Annotated in this window: 17 protein-coding genes; 8 read left to right on the top strand and 9 right to left on the bottom strand. The window is 68.2% G+C overall.

What is annotated here, in order from left to right:
- Nucleotides 1–38: 38 nt before the first annotated feature.
- The 8 genes from FL625_RS05940 to FL625_RS05905 all read left to right on the top strand — a co-directional run bounded on the left by FL625_RS05940 (nucleotide 39) and on the right by FL625_RS05905 (nucleotide 10409).
- Nucleotides 39–2051: a CocE/NonD family hydrolase gene (locus tag FL625_RS05940; RefSeq protein WP_149587734.1), complete on the top strand. Its 2013-nt coding sequence runs from the start codon at nucleotides 39–41 to the stop codon at nucleotides 2049–2051.
- Nucleotides 2052–2130: 79 nt separating this feature from the next.
- On the top strand, nucleotides 2131–3240 hold the full coding sequence (locus FL625_RS05935) for a succinylglutamate desuccinylase/aspartoacylase family protein (protein WP_149587733.1): 1110 nt from the start codon (nucleotides 2131–2133) through the stop codon (nucleotides 3238–3240).
- Nucleotides 3241–3269: 29 nt separating this feature from the next.
- On the top strand, nucleotides 3270–4871 hold the full coding sequence (locus tag FL625_RS05930; protein ID WP_149587732.1) for a peptide ABC transporter substrate-binding protein: 1602 nt from the start codon (nucleotides 3270–3272) through the stop codon (nucleotides 4869–4871).
- Between the two features lie 12 nt (nucleotides 4872–4883).
- A complete protein-coding gene (locus FL625_RS05925; RefSeq protein WP_149587731.1) occupies nucleotides 4884–5807 on the top strand; it encodes an ABC transporter permease in 924 nt (307 codons plus the stop codon).
- Entirely contained in the window at nucleotides 5797–6669 is an 873-nt protein-coding gene (locus FL625_RS05920; protein ID WP_149587730.1) for an ABC transporter permease, read from the top strand. The genes FL625_RS05925 and FL625_RS05920 overlap by 11 nt, the downstream gene beginning before the upstream one ends.
- On the top strand, nucleotides 6659–7630 hold the full coding sequence (locus FL625_RS05915) for an ABC transporter ATP-binding protein (protein WP_235019332.1): 972 nt from the start codon (nucleotides 6659–6661) through the stop codon (nucleotides 7628–7630). Before FL625_RS05920 ends, FL625_RS05915 begins: the two co-directional genes overlap by 11 nt.
- Nucleotides 7627–8598 (top strand): ABC transporter ATP-binding protein, encoded by a 972-nt coding sequence (locus tag FL625_RS05910; protein WP_149587728.1) that lies wholly within the window; start codon nucleotides 7627–7629, stop codon nucleotides 8596–8598. Before FL625_RS05915 ends, FL625_RS05910 begins: the two co-directional genes overlap by 4 nt.
- Nucleotides 8595–10409: a S9 family peptidase gene (locus FL625_RS05905; protein WP_149587727.1), complete on the top strand. Its 1815-nt coding sequence runs from the start codon at nucleotides 8595–8597 to the stop codon at nucleotides 10407–10409. The genes FL625_RS05910 and FL625_RS05905 overlap by 4 nt, the downstream gene beginning before the upstream one ends.
- A gap of 25 nt (nucleotides 10410–10434) precedes the next feature.
- On the opposite strand, the gene FL625_RS05900 is transcribed toward FL625_RS05905, so the two are convergent.
- The 9 genes from FL625_RS05900 to FL625_RS05860 all read right to left on the bottom strand — a co-directional run bounded on the left by FL625_RS05900 (nucleotide 10435) and on the right by FL625_RS05860 (nucleotide 20472).
- On the bottom strand, nucleotides 10435–11202 hold the full coding sequence (locus tag FL625_RS05900; protein ID WP_149587726.1) for an amino acid ABC transporter ATP-binding protein: 768 nt from the start codon (nucleotides 11200–11202) through the stop codon (nucleotides 10435–10437).
- A 9-nt stretch (nucleotides 11203–11211) separates the two neighbouring features.
- Nucleotides 11212–12669 carry an amino acid ABC transporter permease gene (locus FL625_RS05895; RefSeq protein WP_149587725.1) on the bottom strand — a complete coding sequence of 486 codons (1458 nt, stop codon included), beginning with the start codon at nucleotides 12667–12669 and terminating at the stop codon, nucleotides 11212–11214.
- A 1-nt stretch (nucleotide 12670) separates the two neighbouring features.
- Nucleotides 12671–13948, bottom strand: coding sequence for an amino acid ABC transporter permease (locus tag FL625_RS05890; protein ID WP_149587724.1), 1278 nt, complete (start codon nucleotides 13946–13948; stop codon nucleotides 12671–12673).
- Nucleotides 13949–14079: 131 nt separating this feature from the next.
- Nucleotides 14080–15096 carry an amino acid ABC transporter substrate-binding protein gene (locus FL625_RS05885; RefSeq protein WP_149587723.1) on the bottom strand — a complete coding sequence of 339 codons (1017 nt, stop codon included), beginning with the start codon at nucleotides 15094–15096 and terminating at the stop codon, nucleotides 14080–14082.
- Nucleotides 15097–15330: 234 nt separating this feature from the next.
- Nucleotides 15331–16038, bottom strand: coding sequence for an ATP12 family chaperone protein (locus tag FL625_RS05880; RefSeq protein WP_149587722.1), 708 nt, complete (start codon nucleotides 16036–16038; stop codon nucleotides 15331–15333).
- Nucleotides 16035–17078, bottom strand: a complete 1044-nt coding sequence (locus tag FL625_RS05875; protein WP_149587721.1) for an RluA family pseudouridine synthase — start codon at nucleotides 17076–17078, stop codon at nucleotides 16035–16037. Before FL625_RS05875 ends, FL625_RS05880 begins: the two co-directional genes overlap by 4 nt.
- The gene (gene crcB / locus FL625_RS05870) at nucleotides 17075–17449 is read right to left on the bottom strand and encodes a fluoride efflux transporter CrcB (RefSeq protein WP_149587720.1); all 375 of its coding nucleotides are present in this window, start codon (nucleotides 17447–17449) and stop codon (nucleotides 17075–17077) included. Before crcB ends, FL625_RS05875 begins: the two co-directional genes overlap by 4 nt.
- Before the next feature lie 299 nt (nucleotides 17450–17748).
- On the bottom strand, nucleotides 17749–19059 hold the full coding sequence (locus tag FL625_RS05865) for a replication-associated recombination protein A (protein ID WP_149587719.1): 1311 nt from the start codon (nucleotides 19057–19059) through the stop codon (nucleotides 17749–17751).
- Between the two features lie 30 nt (nucleotides 19060–19089).
- A complete protein-coding gene (locus FL625_RS05860; protein WP_149587718.1) occupies nucleotides 19090–20472 on the bottom strand; it encodes a trypsin-like peptidase domain-containing protein in 1383 nt (460 codons plus the stop codon).
- Nucleotides 20473–20708 lie beyond the last annotated feature (236 nt).

Genomic DNA, 20708 nt, shown 5'->3' with positions numbered 1-20708 from the left:
GCGGCCGCGGTTCCGCTTCTTCGGGGAAAGGATTGCATTTGGCACGGATCCGCACCGACTTTCCGCATCCGGTCGAGGTGGTGGAAAACCTCTGGATCCCGCTACCGGACGGCACGCGGCTTGCGGCCAAGCTCTGGCGTCCGGCGACGGGGCGGCATCCGGCGATCCTGGAATACCTGCCCTATCGAAAGCACGACGGCACCCGGGGGCGCGACCAGGGGCTGCACCTGTATCTGGCCGGGCACGGCTATGCCTGCCTCAGGGTCGATATCCGCGGCTGCGGCGAAAGCGAGGGGCTTCTCGAGGACGAATATTCCGAAGTCGAGCTGCGCGACGGTTGCGACGTGATCGCCTGGATCGCGGCGCAGGACTGGTGCGACGGGCAGGTCGCGATGATCGGGATCAGCTGGGGCGGCTTCAACGGCTTGCAGATCGCGGCGCGGCAGCCTCCGGCCTTGAAGACCGTGATCGCCGTCGGCTTCACCGACGACCGCTATGCGACCGATGTCCACTACATCGGCGGTTGCCTGTCGAAGGACAACATGGACTGGTCGGGGACGATGGTCGCGGGCATGGACCTGCCGCCCGACCCGGCCCTGCACGGCCCCGCCTGGCGCGACCTCTGGCGGCAGCGGATCGCGGCGAACCGTCCCTGGGGCCTGACCTGGATGCGCCACCAGCGCCGCGACGCCTATTGGCGGCACGGTTCGGTCTGCGAGGACTACTCCGCGATCCGGGTGCCGGTCTATGCGGTCTCGGGCTGGGCCGACAACTATTCCGAGGCGGTGCCGCGGCTTCTGGCAGGGCTCGGCCCGGACCACTGCCGCGGGCTGATCGGACCCTGGGCCCATTCCTTCCCGATGGATGTGACGGTCGGCCCGGCGATTGGCTGGCTGCAAGAGGTGCTGCGCTGGTGCGACCACTGGATGAAGGGCCGCGACAGCGGGATCATGAATGAACCCGCGTTGCGGGTCTGGATGCAGGACTCGGTGCCGCCGCGCACCTGCTACACCCACCGCCCCGGCCGCTGGGTGGGCGAGGATCACTGGCCCAGCCCGCGCATACGGGACTGGGCGCTGTATCCTGCGGAAGGGCGGTTGCAGGACCGACCGGGCGCAGGCGCGGCCCGCATCTGCTCCCCGCTCTGGGTGGGGGCGGCAGCGGGCGAGATCGGCCGCTACGGCGACGAGGCCGACTGGCCCACCGACCAGCGCGAGGATGACGGCGGGTCGCTGGTCTGGCGGACCGCCCCCCTGGCGGAAGCGGTCGAGATCCTCGGCGCGGCCCGCCTCGTGCTGCGCGTCGCCTCGGACCGGCCGCTGGCCCTGGTCGCGGTCAGGCTCTGCGACATCGCGCCGGACGGGGCCTCGACGCGGGTCACGCTGGGCCTTCTGAACCTCGCGCATCACCGGGGCCACGACCGGCCCGAGGCGCTCGTCCCAGGCCAGCCGGTCGATGTGGTGGTCGAGCTTGACGACATCGCCCATGCCTTTCCGGCCGGCCACCGGATCGGGCTGTCGCTGTCCTCGGTCTACTGGCCCATCGCCTGGCCCTCGCCGCAGCTGGCGACGCTGACGGTGGACCTTGCCGCGACACGGCTGATCCTGCCCGTCCGCCCGCCCCGGGCCGAGGACGCGGCCCTGCGCCCCTTCGACCCGCCCGAGATGGCGCCGCAAAGTCCGGTCATCCACCACCCCGTCACCCCCGCCCATCCCCGCCGGGTGACGCGCGACCTCCTGTCGGGGCGGATCACGGTAGACTTTCCCCGCTGGTGCTATGACCACGAGTTTCCCGACATCGGCATACGGCAGGCCAGCGAGGGCCATGCCCGCTATCTCATCACCGAGGGCGACCCGCTCGGCGCCGCGATGGAAACCGCCTACCGCGTGGTTCAGACCCGCGCGGATGGCACCTTCACCCACGAAAGCCGCAGCCGCATGACCTGCGATGAGACGCATTTTCACATCCGGGCGGAAACCGTGATCCTTGAAAACGGGACCGAAATCGCGCGCCGGGAATGGTCCGAATCGATCCCGCGCGACCACATCTGACCGCCCGGGAAAGCGTTGACTTGACCGGGCCGGCCAGCGCAAGCTTTGATCAAATACTCCCGCCCCACCAGAGGTGTGCATGAGAACCGAGACCGTGCCCCTCTCCGGGCCAAGTCCAGGCACCACGCGGGTCCTGACCCGCCATCACTGGGGACAGGAGGGCAGCCGGCCCAAGGTCTATCTGCAAGGCGGCCTGCACGCCGACGAGATGCCGGGTCCGCTGGCGCTCTACCACCTCATGCCGATGCTGGACGCGGCCGAGGCCGAGGGCCGCCTCAAGGGCCATGTCGTGGTCGTCCCGCTCGCCAATCCCATCGGCCTGTCGGAGTGGCTCTTGCACAAGCCGGTCGGCCGGCGCGACCTCGAAGGCGCGCACAACTTCAACCGCGGCTATCCCGATCTGGCGGCACTCGCCGGCGATGCGCTGGAGGGGCGGCTTGGCGACGACCCGCAGGCCAATGTCGCGACGATCCGCGCCGCCTTCGCAAGCGCCCTTGCCGGGGCGAAGATCGAAACCGAGGTGGACGAGCTGCGCATCCGCCTGATGCAGGCCTCGCACGACGCCGACATCGTGCTCGACCTGCATTGCGACCACCACGCGGTGATGCATTTCTACGCCTCGACCGCCCGGCCCGAGATCGCCGATCTGCTCGGCCGCTGCACGGGATCGGTGCTGGCGCTGATCGAGGATGTCTCGGGCGGCAATGCCTTCGACGAGGCGCATACCGCCCCCTGGCGCGCCCTGCGCGACAGGTTCGGCGACCGGGTGCCGCAGCCCTGCTTCTCGACCACGCTGGAATACCGCGGCCAGGGCGACGTGTCGGACGATATTGCCGCCCGCGACGCCAAGGGGCTCATGGCCTTCCTCGCCGGCGCGGGCGTCCTGACCGGCGGACCCGCCCCCGCGCATGGCCCGGCGGAAGAACTGCCGCTCGCCGGCGCGGTGGAGTTCATGGCGCCGATCGGCGGCATCGTGAGCTGGATCACCCGCCCCGGCGACCGGGTCACCGAAGGCCAGGTGCTGGGCCATGTCACCGACGCCGCCCGCCGCCGCCGCGAGGAAATCCGCGCGCCCACGACCGGCATCCTGTTCCGGCAGGAGCTTTGGACCAGCTGCCTCAAGGGCCAGGGCCTCTGCCATGTCGCGGGCCGCGAGATCCGGCGGCAGGGCGATCTTCTGTCCGATTGAACGAACACAGACACCAGGGAGGAGCGCAAATGACGGGACTTCGCAAGGGACTGGGCGCCTGGCTTGCCGGCGCGGCCATGGCGCTGGCGCTGGCGGCGGGGCCGGCGCTGGCCGACGACACGCTGGACCGGGGCATCGGGTCGGAATGGTCCTCGCTCGACCCGCAGGTCAACTTCGACGCGGCCGCCGGCTGGATCCTCGCCGACGCCTACGAGGGCCTGGTCACCTTCGACCCCGACGGCGCGATCATCCCCGGCGCCGCCGAACGCTGGGAGGCGAGCGCGGACGGCAAGACCTATACCTTCCACCTGCGCGAGGGGCTCAAATGGTCGAACGGCGACCCGCTCGTGGCGCAGGACTTCGTCAACGGCGTGTTGCGGACGCTGGACCCCGCCACGGTGTCGGAGAAGGGCTATTACTTCTACTCGACGATCAAGGTGAAGGGCGCGGCTGCGCTCGCCAATGGCGAGACGACCGACCCGTCCGTCCTCGGCATCACCGCGCCCGACGACCGCACCCTGGTCATCGAGATGGAGACCCCCGCCCCGCATATCCTTGACCTCGTCGGCGCCTTCCAGTTCGCGCCGCTCCATTCCCCCAGCTTTCAGGCGGGTGGCGCGGGCGTGTTCATCGACCCGGCGAAGGTCGTCTCGAACGGCGCCTATGTGATCCGCGAGGTCGTGCCGCAAAGCCATGTCCTGCTTGAGAAAAATCCGAACTACTGGGATGCGGCCAATGTGAAGATCCCCTTCGTCAAGTATCATGTGACCGAGGACGTGGGCACCGAGTTGAAACGCTATCAGGCGGGCGAGATCGACATCACCTACGACATCCCCCTGGCCGATCTGGAGCGGCTCAAGGCCGAGACGCCGGACGAGGTGCGGATCTTCCCCTCGACCTTCCTGATCTACTACAGTTTCAACCTGTCGAACCCCGACCTCGCAAACATCGACCTGCGCCGGGCGCTGTCGCTCGCGCTCGACCGCGACACGCTGGAAAACCGCATCGTCAAGGGCGGGGCGACGCCGACCTTCAGCTATGGCGGCGGCTTCGATCCCGACTATGACGGCCCCGCCATCGCCGAAGCCACGATGACCCAGGCCGACCGCGAGGCGCTGGCGAAAGAGCTTTACGCCAAGGCGGGCTACGGCCCCGACAACCCGCTGAAACTGTCCATCGCCACCACCGTGGCCGAGGTGAACATCCGCCGCGCGCAAGGGGCGGCTCTGATGTGGAAGAAGGTGCTCGGCGCCGATGTCACGGTGAACTCGATGGAGCGGAAGGCCTGGCTCGACCTCTTCTACACCGACGACTGGACGATCTTCGCCGACAACCTGGTGGGTGACTTCGCGGGGCCCGAGACCTTCCTGTCCTACATGCGCCCCTCGGCGGAACCCGGCTATGACTGGGTCAAACCCGAATACGACGCCGCCATGGACGCCGCCGCGGAACAGCCGGACAAGTCGACGCGCTATCCCGAACTCGCAAAGGCCGAGAAGATCCTGCTTGACGACTACATCTTCGCCCCGATCGCGATCGAGCCCTACCGGCATCTGGTGAAGCCCAACGTCAGGGGCTTCGGCACCTCGGCGGCGGGCTATCACAACAGCCAGTGGATGGCGCTGGAGTAGTCCGGGCCGGCGATGCTGCGCTTTGTGGGCAAACGGCTGTGGCACGGGGGGCTGACGCTGGCGGCGCTGGTCACGCTGACCTTCTTCGTCATGCGTCTCGCCCCCGGCGGGCCGTTTTCCCGCAACCGCAAGATCAGCCCCGAGGTGCAGGCCAACATCGAGGCGGCCTTCCATCTGGACGAACCGCTCTGGATGCAGTTCGGCCGTTTCGTCTGGGGGGTGCTGCGGCTCGACCTCGGCCCCTCGACCCGGCACCGCGACTATTCGGTGAACGACCTCATCGCCTCGGGCCTGCCCTATTCGCTGACCATCGGCCTCTGGGCCGTGGTCATCGCCACCCTGGTGGGCGTGGCCCTGGGGCTGGCCGGGGCGCTGCGGCGCAACTCGGCCACCGACTATCTGGCCGGGCTGGTCGGGGTCATCGGCATCGCCATCCCGATCTTCGTCATCGGCCCGGTCCTGCAGGCGACCTTCGCCCTGCGGCTCGACTGGCTGCCGGTGGGCGGGATCGGCGAGGGCTGGCGGTCGCTGATCCTGCCGGTGATCGTGCTCGCCCTGCCGAACATCGCCTACATCAGCCGCCTGACCCGCACATCGATGATCGAGACCCTGCGCGAGAACCATGTCCGCACCGCCCGCGCCAAGGGCATCGGCTGGCGCCGCGTGCTGTGGCGCCACACGCTGACCGGCACGCTCCTGCCCGTCATCGCCTATCTCGGCCCGGCGACGGCGGCGATCATCACCGGCTCGATCCTGATCGAGACGATCTTCGCCGTCCCCGGCATCGGGCGCCATTTCGTCGATGCCGCGCTGAACCGCGACTATCCGCTGGTCATGGGGATCACGCTTCTCTACGGCGCGATCCTGATCCTGCTCAACATCGCGACGGACGTGATCCGCGCGATCCTCGACCCGAGGATCCGCAATGAGCGCTGATGTCGCCCCCGCGCCCGGCGTCTCGACGCTGCGGCTTCAGGCGCGGCGGTTTCGCCGCAACCGGCTCGCCATGGCCTCGGTCGTGGTGCTGGCGCTGATCGTGGCGCTCTGCTTCCTTGGCCCCTACGCCTTCCCCTTCACCGGCGAGGACGCGGATTTCGACAACATCTCGGCCCCGGCACGGCTGACCTGGCCGCATCTCTTCGGCACCGACGACTTCGGCCGCGACCTTCTGGTCCGGGTGCTGGAGGGGGGGCAGGTCTCGCTGACCATCGGCTTTCTCGGCGCGCTGGTCGCGGGCGTGATCGGCGTCCTCTACGGCGCGGTCGCGGGCTATGCCGGGGGGCGCACCGACGGGGTGATGATGCGGCTGGTCGAGGTGCTCTACGGCTTTCCCTATGTGATCCTGGTGATACTGCTCAGCCTTCTGTTCGGCGGCGGCAATGTCGCCCTCTTCGCCGCCATCGTCTTCACCCTCTGGCTGACCCCCGCCGTGATCGTGCGGGCCCAGGCGCAGTCGCTGGCGCAGAAGGAATTCGTCCAGGCCGCCCGCGCCGGGGGCATGACCGGCCCGGCCATCGTGGTGCAGCACATCGTGCCGAACTGCGTCTCGACCGTGATCGTCTATGGCTCGCTTCTGGTGCCCGAGGTGATCCTGTCGGAATCGTTCCTCTCCTTCCTCGGCATCGGCATCAGGGAACCGCAGGCCAGCTGGGGCAACCTGATCCAGGCCGGAACGGCGGCAATGGGCAGCGACCTGCGGCTCCTCCTTTTGCCCGGAGGTCTGCTGGCCCTTGTCCTCCTCTGCCTCAACTTCATCGCCGATGGCCTGCGCGATGCCTTCGACCCCAATGACAGGTAGCCTTCTGTCCATAAGGGACCTCGGCGTCCGCTTCCGCCTGCCCCAGGGCGAGGCCGTGGCCGTGGACGGCGTCTCGCTGGACCTGGCGGCGGGCGAGGTGCTGGGCATCGTCGGCGAAAGCGGCTCGGGGAAAAGCCAGATCCTCTACGCGATGATGGGCCTTCTGGCCGCGAACGGGCGGGCCACGGGCCAGGTCCTGTTCGAGGGCCAGGACCTTCTGGCCCTGCCCCCCGACCGGCTCGACCGGGTGCGGGGCGACCGGCTGTCGATGATCTTCCAGGACCCGATGACCAGCCTGAACCCCTACATGCGCGTGGGCGACCAGCTGGCCGAGGGGCTGATCGTCCACAAGGGCCTGTCCAGAACCGAGGCCCGGGCCGAGGCGGTGCGGATGCTCGACCGCGTCCGCATCCCCGACGCCGCCGCCCGCGCCCGGCGCTATCCGCACGAGTTTTCCGGCGGCATGCGCCAGCGGGTGATGATCGCCATGGCGCTCCTCGCCCGGCCGAAGCTGCTCCTCGCCGACGAACCCACGACGGCGCTGGACGTGACCATCCAGGCGCAGGTGCTGGACCTGATGGCCGAGCTTGGGCGCGAGACGGGGACGGCGATCATCCTTGTCACCCACGACCTCGGCGTCGTCGCCCGGCTCTGCGACCGGGTGGCGGTGCTTTACGGCGGGCGGGTGATGGAGGAGGCCCCGGCGGAAACCCTGTTCGACACCCCCGCGCATCCCTACACGCGGGGCCTTCTCGCGGCGATGCCCCGGCTGGAAACCGCGCTCACCCCGCGGCTCGGCACCATCCCCGGCACCCCCCGCTCCGGCGGCACCGTCACCGGCTGCCCCTTCGTGGACCGCTGCGAGGCCCGCCTTCCCGTCTGTTCGACCGACCGCCCGCCGTTGCGCGACCTGACACCCGGCCACCGCGCCGCCTGCCACCTGACGGGAGCCGCGCCATGACGCTGTTGCAGGCCCGGAACCTCGGCGTGGGCTACCGGATCCCCGGGCCGGGCCTGTTCTCCGCCCCGCGCCTCCTGCCCATTGTCCACGATGTCTCCTTCACGCTCGCGGCGGGCCGGACCCTCGGCGTCGTCGGCGAATCCGGCTGCGGCAAGTCCACACTCGGCCGCGCGCTCCTGCGCCTGATCGAACCCAGCGCGGGCCAGGTCCTCTGGCAGGGGCAGGACATGGGCCAGATCCCCGACCTGCGGCGGCGGCGGTCCGAGATGCAGATCATATTCCAGGACCCCATCGCCGCGCTCGACCCCCGGATGACGCTGGCCCGCATCGTCAGCCGTCCGCTCGCGACCTTCGAGCCGCAGCTGTCGCGCCGCGAAGCCCGCGCCCGCGCCATCGAGGCGCTGGGACAGGTCGGCCTCTCGCCCGATTTTGCCGACCGCTATCCGCACGAACTGTCCGGCGGCCAGGCCCAGCGCGTCGGCATCGCCCGGGCGCTGGTCGGGCGACCGAAACTGATCGTCTGCGACGAACCGGTCTCGGCGCTGGATGTCTCGATCCAGGCCCAGGTCATCAACCTGTTGATGGACCTCCAGGACCGGATGGGCCTTGCCCTTGTGTTCATCTCGCACAACCTCGCCGTGGTGCGCCACATCAGCCACGACATCATGGTGATGTGCCTCGGCCGCGTCGTGGAACATGCCCCGCGCGACGCCTTCTATGCCCGGCCGCTCCACCCCTATTCCCGGGCGCTGATGCAGGCCGTGCCCGAACCCGACCCGCGGCGCGAGAAGGGCCGGATCGGCACCGCCCTCCCCGGCGAACTGCCCTCGGTCCTCTCGCCCCCGCCCGGCTGCGTCTTCGCCAGCCGCTGCCCCCGCGCCGCCGACCTCTGCCGCACGACCCGACCCGACCTGCGCGAGGTCGCCCCCGGCCGCCTGGCCGCCTGTCACTTCATCGAGGATCCATGACCGATCTTGCCGCCCTCTGGGCTTCCGTTCCGCAACTGTCGAACATCCACGCCAGCGAGGACGGCGCCTGGGCCTTCTGGTGCATGGCCGGCCCGACCGAGACCGAGAATGTCTGGTGTGCGCCCCTCGACGGCTCGGCCCCGCCGCGGATGCTGACGGACGGGCAGGACCATTTCCTCATCCGCGACGTGGCATCGGACGGCAGCCGCCTGGTCCTGGCCCAGTCGCTGAACGCGAACGAGCATGACCACCTCCTGATCCTCGACCGCAGGACCGGCGCGCTGCAGCAGATCACGCCCACGCAGGACACGCATTACGTCTATGGCGGGGCGCTGTCCCGGGACGGCGCTTCGGTCTTCTTCCTCGCCGATTTCGACTATGCCACGGGTGAGGTGACCCAGGGCGCCTGGCTCTGGCGGCAGGATCTGGCGACCGGCCGGCGCACCTGCCTTGCCCGCGCCGACAGCCCGCCGCATTTCTACGTCGGCCCCCAGCTTTCGCCCGACGGCAGCCGGCTGCTCTGGCACCGCAGCGACCGCGCGCCGGGGGGGTACCAGCTCTGGCTCGTGCCCGTCGCGGGCGGCGAGGCCGTGAAGGTGCTCGACCTCGGCGAGAAGAACAACGTGCTGGCTGCCTGGCTGGACGACGACCGCATCGGCTTTGTCTGCGACCACGAGGGGCGCGACCGGCTGGGCGTCCTGACGCTGTCCACCGGCGCGCTGGGCTGGCTGGCCGGGGAACCCGGGCTATTTCCCCATTCGGTTCTGGCCGGCACCGGCGCGGACTTCGTCTGCATCCACCATGTCGAAAGCCGCACCCGCGCCGCGCTGGTCGGCCCCTCCGGCATCCGCCCCCTGCCGAACCTCTCGGGCCGCCGCAGCCTTCTGCCCCATGCGGCGCTCCCCGGCGGCGGCTGGCTGGCCGAGGCCTACGACGCCGACGCCCCGCACGAGCTGGTGGCCGTGGCGGCGGACGGCACCTGCCGCAGCATCTGGCGCGCCCCGCCGGAACCCGCCCGCCGCCACGCCGCCCCGCAGGACTTCCGCTGGACCGCGCCCGATGGCCGGCCGATGCAGGGCTGGCTCTACCGCCCGGAAGGAAGACCCAGGGGCCTGATCGGCTATGTCCACGGCGGGCCCACCTGGCATTCCGAGGACTGGGTCAACCCGAAGGTCCAGTTCTGGGTCGCCTGCGGCTATGCCGTGCTCGACCCCAACTATCGCGGCTCGACCGGCTTTGGCTATGCCCACCGCGAGGCGGTGAAGGAGGACGGCTGGGGCGGGCGCGAACAGGCCGACATCCGCGCGGGGCTGGAGGCGGCGCTGGCCGCGGGCCTCCCCGGCCCGGTCGCGGTGGCGGGCAATTCCTACGGCGGCTTTTCCAGCTGGTTCGCCATCACCCGCCACGCCGATCTGGTGACGGCGGCGATCCCGATGTGCGGGATGTACCGGCTGGACATCGATTACCACGCGACCGAGATGCCCCACGGCCGCGCCTATTCCGAAGAGATGATGGGCGGCACCCCGGACGAGTTCCCCGAGAAATACGCCAACGCCTCGCCGGGCCGGTTCATCACCTCGATCCGGGGGCATGTGATGATCGTGCACGGGCTGGCGGATTCCAACGTCGGGCCGGAAAACACCCATGCCGCGATCCGCGACCTGACCGCCGCCGGCATCCCGCACGAGGTGCTCCTCTTCCCCGACGAAGGCCACGGCGTGTTCCGCCGCCGCAACGTCGAGACCTACCTGCGGCAGAGCGCCGGGTTCCTCGACCGCGCCTTCCGCGCCGGCATGCGGCCCGGCGGCTGAACCCGCGCCTGCCGCGGGCCCGGACCTAGTGCCCGAGGATCTGGCTGAGGAACAGCTTGGTGCGGTCGCTCTTGGGGTTCGAGAAGAACTCCTTCGGCTCGTTCTGCTCGACGATCTGGCCCTGGTCCATGAAGATGACCCGGTTCGCCACCGCCTGGGCAAAGCCCATCTCGTGCGTGACGCAGAGCATGGTCATGCCCTCCTCGGCCAGCTGGATCATCGTGTCCAGCACCTCCTTGATCATCTCGGGGTCAAGGGCCGAGGTCGGCTCGTCGAACAGCATGATGCGCGGCTTCATGCACAGCGACCGCGCGATGGCCACGCGCTGCTGCTGGCCGCCCGACAGCTGGCCGGGATACTTGTTCGCCTGCTCCGGGATCTTGACCTTGCGCAGGAAGTGCATCGCCGTTTCCTCGGCTTCCTTCTTCGGCACCTTGCGGACCCAGATCGGCGCAAGCGTGCAGTTTTCCAGGATCGTGAGGTGCGGGAACAGGTTGAAGTGCTGGAACACCATGCCGACCTCGGACCGCACCTTGTCGATGTTCTTCAGGTCGTTGGTCAGTTCCGTCCCGTCCACGATGATCTGGCCCTGCTGGTGTTCCTCCAGCCGGTTGATGCAGCGGATCAGCGTGGATTTCCCCGACCCCGAGGGCCCGCAGATCACGATCCGCTCGCCGCGCTGCACCGTCATGTTGATGTCGCGCAACACGTGGAACTGGCCGTACCACTTGTTCATGCCGGTGATCTGGATCGCGACCTCGTCCGAGATCTGCATTTTGGAAGCTTCAGCCATGATGTGTCCTTACCGGTGGTCGGTCTTCAGCTTGCGCTCCAGGTACATCGAGTACCGGGACATGCCGAAGCAGATGACGAAGAAGATGGCGCCGACGAAGATGTAGGGCTCCCAGTAGATACCCTTCCAGTTGATGTCGGCGCGGACGATTTGCGTCACGCCCTTCAACGGGTCCATCAGGCCGACGAAGGCGACCAGCGTGGTGTCCTTGAACAGGCCGATGAAGGTGGAGACGATCGAGGGGATCGAGATCTTCAGCGCCTGCGGCAGGATGATGAGCCTTTGCGCCCGCCAGTAGTCGAGGCCCAGCGCATCGGCCGCCTCGTACTGGCCGCGCGGCAGGGCGGCGAGACCGCCCCGGATCACCTCGGCCAGGTAGGCGGCGGCGAAGAAGGTCACCAGGATGATGACGCGCAGGATGATGTCGAAATTCGTCCCCGGCGGCAGGAAGTACTGCAACAGAAGCGAGGCGGTGAAGAGAAGCGTGATCAGCGGCACGCCCCGGATGAACTCGATGAAGCCCACCGACAGCGTCTTGACGATCAGCATGTCCGACTGGCGGCCCAGCGCCAGAAGGATGCCGATCGGCAGCGAGAAGGCGATGCCGGTCACCCCGATCACGATGGCCAGAAGGAAGCCGCCGAAAAGGTCGGACCGGACCGCCTCGATGGCAAAGGGCAGCGCGGCTTGCAGCCGGTCGGCAATCGCATGGTCGATGTAGAGCCACCACAGCGCCGCCGCCACGACACCGGCCCCGGCGGCAGGCGCCAGGCCGATGAAGGGCGACCCGAACCGGAACACGGCATAAAGCACGCCGAAGCCCGCCATGGCCACGATCGGCGACCAGATCGACCCGCCCCACAGCAGCCAGAAGCACAGGGCCGGGAAGATCAGCGTGAACCACAGAAGCCTGCCCGGCGCCACCTGCGCCACGACCAGAAGGCCCGCCACCAGCAGCAGCGACAGGGCAAAGGCCACGCCCGGCGCCCCCGCGAGGTAAAGCGTGACGACAAGATAGGCCAGCACCCCGCCCAGGATCAGCGTCAGGTTGCGCTTCTGCCCGGCGAACAGCACCGGGGCCAGGGCGGCGAACAAGAGCCCGAAGGCCAGCACCGGCCGCCACCATTCCGAGGGCGGATAGAAGCCGAAGATGAACTGGTGCCAGCGTTCGCGGACCATGGCCCAGCAGGCGCCGGTTGCGCCCTCTCCGGCGCTGGCCGCCACGATCTCGCGGCACTGGCCCAGGGACGAGGCATTCCAGACCGAATTCAGCCACCAGGGCAGCGAGGCCGAGACCAGCCACCAGACGATCAGGACGCCAAGCACGGTCAGCGCGATGTTCAGCGGCGAGGAGAACAGGTTCTCGCGCAGCCATTTCACCGCGCCGCGTTCGCCCACCGGGGGCGGCGCCGGCGGCAGCATGCTGTCGCGGACGTAAGTGACGGTTTGGGCGTGCGTCTCGCTCATCTCAGCGCGCCTTCAGCTGGACGGTTCGGTTGTAGAGGTTCATCAGCGCCGAGATGATCAGGCTGATCGACAGGTAGATCAGCATCATCAGGAGCATGCACTCCAGCTCGCGCCCCGTCTGGTTCAGGGTGATCCCGCCCAGCGTGCCCCGCAGGTCAAGGTAGCTGACCGCGATCCCCAGCGAGGTGTTCTTGGTCAGGTTCAGATACTGGCTGATCAGCGGCGGGATGATGACCCGCAGCGCCTGGGGCAGGATGATCAGGCTCATCGTGCGGTTCGGGCGCAGGCCGAGGGCGAAGGCGGCCTCGGTCTGGCCCCGGCTGATCGCCAGGATGCCTGCCCGCACGATCTCGGCGATGAAGGCCGCGGTATAGAGAGACAGCGCGATCAGAAGCGCTGTGAAGCTGTGCGCCACCAGGATCCCGCCCTGGAAGTTGAAACCCTTCAGCTCCGGGATCTCCAGATGCAGGCCCAGGGCGAATTTCAGCGCGATGACCGGTCCGAACAGGATCAGCAGCGACTTCCACCAGGTGACGGGTCGGTCTCCCGTTGCCTCCTGCACCGCCTTGGCATGGGCCAGCAACCGGCGATTTGCCCAGACCGAGGCGATGATGACCGCGATGAAGGCGAGAAGGTTCAGGCTGACCGGCAGGAAGCCGATCTGGATCGACCCGAGACTGCGGTCGAACAGCGGCGCGGGGATGTTGGTTCCCCGGTTCGTCACGGCCACCGTGTCGAACAGGATCATCGAGGCCTTTGGCTCCTCGCCCGCCGCGATCATCTCGTCCGTGACGCGGAAATCGCGTGGCTGGGGCGTGGTCTCGGACAGGATGACGTAGGACAAGAGGATCCACAGCAGCAGGGGTACGTTGCGGAACACCTCGACATAGACCGTCATCAGCCGCCCGATCAGCCAGTTGTTCGACAGCCGCAGCACGCCGATGATGACGCCCAGAATGGTGGCGAAGACGCAGCCCCAGAATGCGACGACCAGCGTGTTGACCAGCCCGACCAGAAGCGCGCGGAAATGGGTGTCGTCGTTAGAATAGGGGATCAGCTGCTGGCCGATGTCATAGCCCGCGCGTTGCCAGAGGAAGTCGAAGTTGAACTCCTTCCCCCGCGCCGCCAGGTTCTGAGCGGTGTTGTTCAAGAGCCAGGCCACCGCCATGGCGAACAGCACCAGCACCACGATCTGGATCGTGTAGGACCGGTAGCGCGTATCGTAGATGAGCATCGAGAGCCGAAAGCCATCTTTCGGCGCGTCCGAGGCAAAAGCCATCGTTTCCCCCTGTTTCCCGGAAAGACTGCCCCGGGTTTTCCCGGTGGCTGCGGGGTCGGTGCCCCTGGTCAGTCAGGTTGTTCGTTCAAGATGGAAAGCGGGGGCGCCCTGCGGCGCCCCCGGATCCGGGATCAACGGAAGGGCGGGGCGTATTGCAGGCCGCCCTGGGTCCACAGCGCGTTCAGGCCGCGGGCCAGGTTGATCGTGGTGCCTTCGCCGATGTTCCGGGCGAAGATCTCGCCATAGTTTCCGACGGCGGCAATGGCATTCTTGAAGGCGTCATTGCCGATGCCCAGCTTCGCGCCCATGTCCCCGGAAACGCCGAGCAGGCGCTTGACTTCCTCATCCGTGGAAGAGGCGGCGACTTCGTTCACGTTGGCCGAGGTGATGCCCTTTTCCTCGGCGATCAGCAGCGCATAGTAGGTCCAGCGCACCACGTCAGCCCACTGGCTGTCGCCATGGCGGACGACCGGGCCCAGCGGTTCCTTCGAGATGATCTCGGGCAGGATGATGTGGTTCTCGGCATCCGGCATGGTCGCACGGCTGGCGGCCAGGCCCGAGGCGTCGGTCGTGTAGGCGTCGCAGGCCCCGGCCAGGTACTGGCGCTGCGCCTCCGAGTCGTCCTGCACGGTGACCGGCTGGTAGCTGATGTTGTTCTGCTTGAAGAAGTCCGCCAGGTTCAGCTCGGTCGTGGTGCCGGTCTGGATGCAGACGGTCGCGCCGTCCAGCTCCTTGGCCGAGGACACGCCGAGGTCCTTCTTCACCATGAAGCCCTGGCCGTCGTAGTAGTTGACCGCCACGAAATCCAGCGCCAGTTCGGTGTCGCGCGAATAGGTCCAGGTCGAGTTGCGGACCAGCACGTCCACCTCGCCCGACTGCAGCGCGGTGAAGCGGGTCTCGCCGGTGGTCGGCAGGAACTTCACCTTGGTCGCGTCACCCAGGACGACGGCCGCGATGGCCCGGCACAGGTCGACGTCGAAGCCGGTCCAGTTGCCGCTGGCATCCGGGGCGCCAAAGCCCGTCAGGCCGGTGTTGGACCCGCAGATCAGCTCGCCCCGCGCCTTGACGTCGTCGAGGGTCCCGGCCAGCGCCATGCCCGAGACGAGCGCGGTGGCCGCGAACGCGCCGAAGAATACGGATTTTTTCATTCTTACCTCTTCCTGAGTAAGTGACCCTTCGCGGATCACGATTATGCAGCGCGATCCTGTCGCGCAGTTTCTTGTGCAGGCGCAGTCCTGCCCCCGCTGTCGGCCAGTTTCGACGAAAGCGCTTTTGTTGGTCAAGCGGCCTCTGGCGGATTCGGGAAAAATGCCTGTTTTCGTCGGGTTAGAGCAGCCGAACAGCCTTGCGACCCGGCCTTGCACAGGATTTGGGCAATCCTGTTACCCACACAATCCATAGAATCGGTCCGCCAGCAGGAAAGCCGCATGCTTGCGCCGGGCAACATCCGCCGCCTCCTCGTCCTCGCCCCATTGCGAAACCTGCCAGTCCTCATCGATGCGCGACAGCCGCCAGGCCTCGTCCACGCCCAGCCGGCCCCGGGTCAGCGCCAGCGCCAGGACCAGCGACCCCGACAGCGCGACAAGGTCGTGGAAGGCCGCGAGCCGGAAGGCCGTCATGCCGCCGACGAGGTCCCGCAGCGCGGCAAGGCTCGTCTCCGGCTGCGCCACATGGACCACGCCCGCCGTGGTCCGCAACGGCGCGCCCAGGGTCGTGGCGCACCAGTCCAGCAGCGGGTCCCAGGCCTCGGCCTGCCGCCTCGCCAGCGCCTCCGGTCCCTCGGCGCGGTAGCACAACAGGTCGCTGCCGCCATAATCCCCGACCATCCGCGCGATCTCGTCAAAGGATGCGGTCACCGTGTCGATGGCCGAATTCGCCATGCGGGTGAAGGGCATCGAGGCCGGATCGACCCTGTCGCCCTGCGCCTGCCATTCCGCCGCCACCGCCTCGGCCAGGGCGGCGGTCGGAAGGATCAGCAGCGCCTTGCGCGGCGTGCGCAGCGGGCGGGTGTCCAGCTGCACGGCAAAGCCGCCCTCGGCCGGGACGGCGCTGGCCGTGGTCCAGAACCGGCGCGGCGCCCATTCGCTCACCGGATCACCTCGAAGGGATCGGCGGGCACGTCGTCTTCCTTCCAGTCCAGGAGCTTCCAGGTCCGTGCCATGTGCTCGGGAAGGGGCGCGGTGAAGGTCATCTGCTTCTTCAGGATCGGATGCTCGATCGTCAGCGAGCGCGCATGCAGGTGCAGCTTCTTCGACAGCTCGCCCCCGGTCCCCGCCCCCCAGCCGTCGCCCAGGTTCTCGGACTGGCTGCCGCCATACTTGCCGTCGCCGAGGATCGGATGCCCGATCTCGGCCATGTGCGCGCGCAGCTGGTGGGTGCGGCCCGTCACCGGCTCCAGCGCCATCCAGCTGAGGCGCGAGCCCAGGAACCACAGCGTGAAATAGTCCGTATGGGCGCGCTTGGCCTCGGGGTGCTCGGCCATCTTGGCGGGATGGACGCAGAGCATCTTCTCGCCCTCGCCCCCCCTTCCCCGACCCGGAGCCTTCTCCAGCGCGAACTTGATCGACCCCTGGCGCGGATGCGGCACGCCGGCGACGACGGCCCAGTAGATCTTGCGGGCGGCCCTGTGCCGCAGCGCCTCGGACAGGGCGCGGGCGACCCGGTCGGTCCGCGCCAGCAGCAGCACGCCCGAAGTGTCCTTGTCCAGCCGGTGCACCAGCTTGGGCTTGTCCTTGTAGCCGAACTTCAGCGCCTCCGCCAAAGCATCGACATGCCGCTCGCCCTGCCCCGACCCGCCCTGCGAGGGCAGGCCGGCGGGCTTGTTGAGGACGATCAGGTGCTCGTCCTTGTAGAGCACCGCCGCCTGGATCATCTTCGCATCCGCCGCGCTGATCCCGGCCGGCCGCGCCTCTGGCGGCGGGCCTTCCGCCGGCAGGGGCGGCACCCGGACGACCATGCCCGGCGCAACCCGGTCCGAGGCCTTGACGCGGCCCTTGTCCACCCGCAGCTGACCCGTCCGGCACAGCTTTTCCACCGCGCCCTGGGTCAGGTGCGGAAAGCGGCGGCGCAGCCACTTGTCCAGGCGCTGCTCGCCTTCGTCCTCGGTCACGGTCAGGAACTGGACGCTCATGCCAGCGCCCGCGCGATCGCAAGGCCCGCCACGATCGCCGCCAGCGACAGGACGACCGACAGCCCGACATAGACCGCCGCCGTCACATGGTCGCCCCGCTCCCACAGGGTCAGCGTGTCCAGCGAGAAGGCCGAGAAGGTGGTGAAACCGCCCAGGATCCCGGTCATCAGGAAGGGCGCATACTGCGTGCCGCCCTTGCGCGACAGCACCACGACGATGACACCCATCAGGAAGGACCCGACCACGTTGACGATCAGGGTCGCATAGGGAAAGCCCGGCCCGATCCAGCGCATCACTCCGACGTTGGTCAGATAGCGCATGCTTGCGCCGATGGCCCCGCCAAGGGCGACCTGGATCAGGTTCAGGAACATGCCCGTCCTTTGCGTCCGGGCAAGGCGAATGTCAATGCGGCGCAGGGGGACACGGCCCCCATTTGCGGCCATGCCCGCGATCAGGCCGCCCGCGCGACCGGGTCGCGGGCCATGGTTAACCGCATCTGCGACCGACGCGCGTATGGACGGATGCCAGACGGATGCCAGACAGAAAGCAGACCATCGGCTTGTTCGAAAGGTGCAAGGATTAACCCAGCGATTCAAGGGATTACCCGCGTGATGCCCCGCCCCTGCGGACCCCGCCGCCCGCAGCCGCTCCACCTTGCGTTAACCGGGGATCACCCCTCCTGCCGCTTGGCGCGCAGCTTGGCGAAATACTCCACCCGCTTCTTCAGCTCGCGCTCGAAGCCGCGTTCGGGGGGCAGGTACCAGACCGGGCGCTTCATGCCCTCGGGGAAGTAGTTCTGCCCGGAAAAGCCGTCCTCGGCGTCGTGATCGTAGGCATAACCCGCGCCATAGCCCTGCTCCTTCATCATCCGGGTCGGGGCATTCAGGATATGCTTCGGCGGCATCAGGCTGCCGGTCTCGCGCGCGGCGGCGCGGGCGGCCTTGTAGGCGCTATAGACGGCGTTCGATTTCGGGGCGAGCGCAAGATAGACCACGGCCTGCGCCAGCGCCAGCTCCCCCTCGGGACTGCCCAGGCGTTCATAGGTCTGCCAGCCGTCCAGACAGACCGCCTCGGCCTGCGGGTCGGCCAGGCCGATGTCCTCGACCGCCATCCGGGTGATGCGGCGAGCCAGAAACCTCGGATCCTCGCCCCCTTCCAGCATCCGCGCGAACCAGTAAAGCGCCGCGTCGGGATCGCTGCCCCGCACCGATTTGTGCAGGGCGGAGATCAGGTTGTAATGCTCGTCCCCCGCCTTGTCGTACTTCGCCGCCCGACGCATCAACCTTTGGGAAAGCTGCTCTCGGGTAAGGCTGTCATCGACGGTCCACGCCGCCACCTGCTCGATGAGGTTCAGAAGCGCCCGCCCATCCCCGTCCGCCATCTCCAGAAGCGCCTCGCGCGCCTCGCCCTTCAGAGGCAGCGCCCGGCCCAGTTCCTTCTCTGCCCGCTGCGCCAGTCGTTCAAGGTCGGCCAGGGACAGCCGCTCCAGCACGATGACCTGCGCGCGCGACAGCAGGGCCGCGTTCAGTTCGAAACTCGGGTTCTCGGTCGTCGCGCCGACCAGAAGGATCGTTCCGTCCTCCATGTGCGGCAGGAACCCGTCCTGCTGCGCCTTGTTGAAGCGGTGGATCTCGTCCACGAACAGAAGCGTCCCCTTCCCGTTCTGGCGCCGCAGCTTCGCCGCCTCGAACACCTTGCGCAGTTCGGGCACCCCGGTGAAGATCGCGCTGATCTGCACGAAATGCAGGTCGGTCTCGTCGGCCAGAAGCCGCGCGATGGTGGTCTTGCCCACGCCCGGCGGCCCCCAGAGGACCAGCGAGGACAGCGATCCCGCCGCCAGCATCGCCCCAAGGGGACCATCGCGCGACAGGATCTTCTCCTGCCCGATCACCTCGGACAGCGCCTTCGGCCGCAGCCGGTCGGCCAGCGGGCGTGGGCCGCTGTCGGGCCGGGCAGAGGGCATGTCGAAGAGATCGGCCATGGCCGCAGTGTAGCCGGGCAGGCTGCGGGACTAAAGCCGGAAGCGCAGGCGGAAGGGCTGGCCCTGGCGGATCAGGTCGATCTGCCAGAGCCGGGCCGGCTGGCGTGCCGCCTCCAGCGCCTCTGCGGGGGTGGCAACGGCCATGCCATTGATCGCCACCAGCACGTCGCCCGCCTGCAAGCCGATGTCATAGGCCAGATCGGCGGCTTCCATCACCGCGACACCGCTTGCGGAAAGGGGAGGTCGCAACTCGCCGATCACTGCGGGATTGACCCGTGCCAGCGTGGCGCCGCGCAGGATCACGTCTTCTGACACGGTGAGCGTCTGGCGATCCGGCACGTCCGGCGCCGGTCCAAGGACGACCTCGGCCTCGGCTTCCGTGCCCTCGTGAATGAACTTCACGGTTTGCGGCCCCGGCCCCAGAACCGCGAGACGATACAGGAATTCCTGCGGCGTGTTGATCGCCGCGTCACCCAGGGCCAGCACCACGTCGCCCTCGGCAAGTCCGGCCAGGGCGAAGGGGCTTTGCGGATGCAGCGCCGTGATCAAAACCCCGACCGGGCGATCCATGCCCAGGGCCTCGGCGAAGGATCCGTCCACCTCTTGCGCCATCATCCCGGCCCAGGGCCGCTGAAACCGGCTCGCGCCGGCCTCGGCCTGGGCGACCACCGCCGCGACCAGATTGGAGGGAATGGCAAAACCGATCCCGTTCGATCCGCCGCCCTTGGTCAGGATCGCCGTGTTGATCCCGACCAGCCGCCCCGCCACATCCACCAGCGCCCCCCCGGAGTTACCCGGATTGATCGGCGCATCGGTCTGCACGAAATAGCCGGTTCCGTCCCCCACTTGCAGCGCCGAACGCGCAAGTCCCGAGACGATCCCGGAACTGACCGTCTGACCCACGCCAAAGGGATTGCCGATCGCCAGCACCAGGTCGCCGACCTGCAAGGCGTCGCTGTCGCCGAACTCCAGCGCGGGCAGCGGCGTGTCGGTCTCGACCTTCAGGACGGCCAGGTCCGCCTGCGGGTCGTCGAGCAGCACCCGCGCGGCGAACTCTTGCCGGTCGGCGAGGACGACCCGGATGTCGGTCGCCTCTGCCACGACATGATGATTGGAAACGACGATCCCGTCGGGAGAGACGATCACTCCCGAGCCCAGCGAGTTCTGCACCCGCTGGGGGCCGGCAAAGTCCTGGAAGAACTGGTCGAAGAACGGATCTCCGGCGAAGGGATTTGCCCGGTCCCGCACCTGCTGGCGGACGTAGATGTTCACCACGGCCGGTGCCGTCTTGCGGACGACAGGGGCAAAGGACAGCGCGATGTCACCGGCGCTGCTGGGCACGACCGTTTCGGCGCCCACCATTGCAGGCGCAGGGACGAGAGAGAGGCAGAAAAGAAGCAGCAAAGGACGCATCAGGGATCTCCGGCGACATTGCCTTCCCTATGTGGGACCATCAGGGCAGCGAGGCAACCCGGATCGTTCCGGGTCGCGCACGCGGGTTCGTTCAGTGCCGGATGCGCGAGAAATCCATCTCGACCACCCGGTTGTCGATGCCGTCGATCACCAGCACCGGCCCCATCGCCTTCATCCCTCCTGCTCTGACCCCCGAGAGTCATCCAGCTGAAACCAGAGCCGGCGGGTGACAATTG

It is taken from the genome of Tabrizicola flagellatus (assembly GCF_008271465.1).
Lineage (GTDB): Bacteria > Pseudomonadota > Alphaproteobacteria > Rhodobacterales > Rhodobacteraceae > Tabrizicola > Tabrizicola flagellata.
Note: the sequence above shows the minus strand (reverse complement) of the source record. Positions and strands in the feature narration are given on the sequence as shown.

Bases quoted from the DNA above. Each gene is read 5' to 3' on its own strand.
- FL625_RS05935 (WP_149587733.1), top strand. From the start codon at position 2,131: ATGAGAACCGAGACCGTGCCCCTCTCCGGGCCAAGTCCAGGCACCACG.
- FL625_RS05875 (WP_149587721.1), bottom strand. From the start codon at position 17,078: ATGAGCGTCCAGTTCCTGACCGTGACCGAGGACGAAGGCGAGCAGCGC.
- FL625_RS05885 (WP_149587723.1), bottom strand. From the start codon at position 15,096: ATGAAAAAATCCGTATTCTTCGGCGCGTTCGCGGCCACCGCGCTCGTC.
- FL625_RS05905 (WP_149587727.1), top strand. From the start codon at position 8,595: ATGACCGATCTTGCCGCCCTCTGGGCTTCCGTTCCGCAACTGTCGAAC.
- FL625_RS05865 (WP_149587719.1), bottom strand. From the start codon at position 19,059: ATGGCCGATCTCTTCGACATGCCCTCTGCCCGGCCCGACAGCGGCCCA.
- FL625_RS05895 (WP_149587725.1), bottom strand. From the start codon at position 12,669: ATGAGCGAGACGCACGCCCAAACCGTCACTTACGTCCGCGACAGCATG.
- FL625_RS05890 (WP_149587724.1), bottom strand. From the start codon at position 13,948: ATGGCTTTTGCCTCGGACGCGCCGAAAGATGGCTTTCGGCTCTCGATG.
- FL625_RS05900 (WP_149587726.1), bottom strand. From the start codon at position 11,202: ATGGCTGAAGCTTCCAAAATGCAGATCTCGGACGAGGTCGCGATCCAG.
- FL625_RS05920 (WP_149587730.1), top strand. From the start codon at position 5,797: ATGAGCGCTGATGTCGCCCCCGCGCCCGGCGTCTCGACGCTGCGGCTT.
- FL625_RS05930 (WP_149587732.1), top strand. From the start codon at position 3,270: ATGACGGGACTTCGCAAGGGACTGGGCGCCTGGCTTGCCGGCGCGGCC.
- FL625_RS05910 (WP_149587728.1), top strand. From the start codon at position 7,627: ATGACGCTGTTGCAGGCCCGGAACCTCGGCGTGGGCTACCGGATCCCC.
- crcB (WP_149587720.1), bottom strand. From the start codon at position 17,449: ATGTTCCTGAACCTGATCCAGGTCGCCCTTGGCGGGGCCATCGGCGCA.
- FL625_RS05925 (WP_149587731.1), top strand. From the start codon at position 4,884: ATGCTGCGCTTTGTGGGCAAACGGCTGTGGCACGGGGGGCTGACGCTG.
- FL625_RS05860 (WP_149587718.1), bottom strand. From the start codon at position 20,472: ATGCGTCCTTTGCTGCTTCTTTTCTGCCTCTCTCTCGTCCCTGCGCCT.
- FL625_RS05915 (WP_235019332.1), top strand. From the start codon at position 6,659: ATGACAGGTAGCCTTCTGTCCATAAGGGACCTCGGCGTCCGCTTCCGC.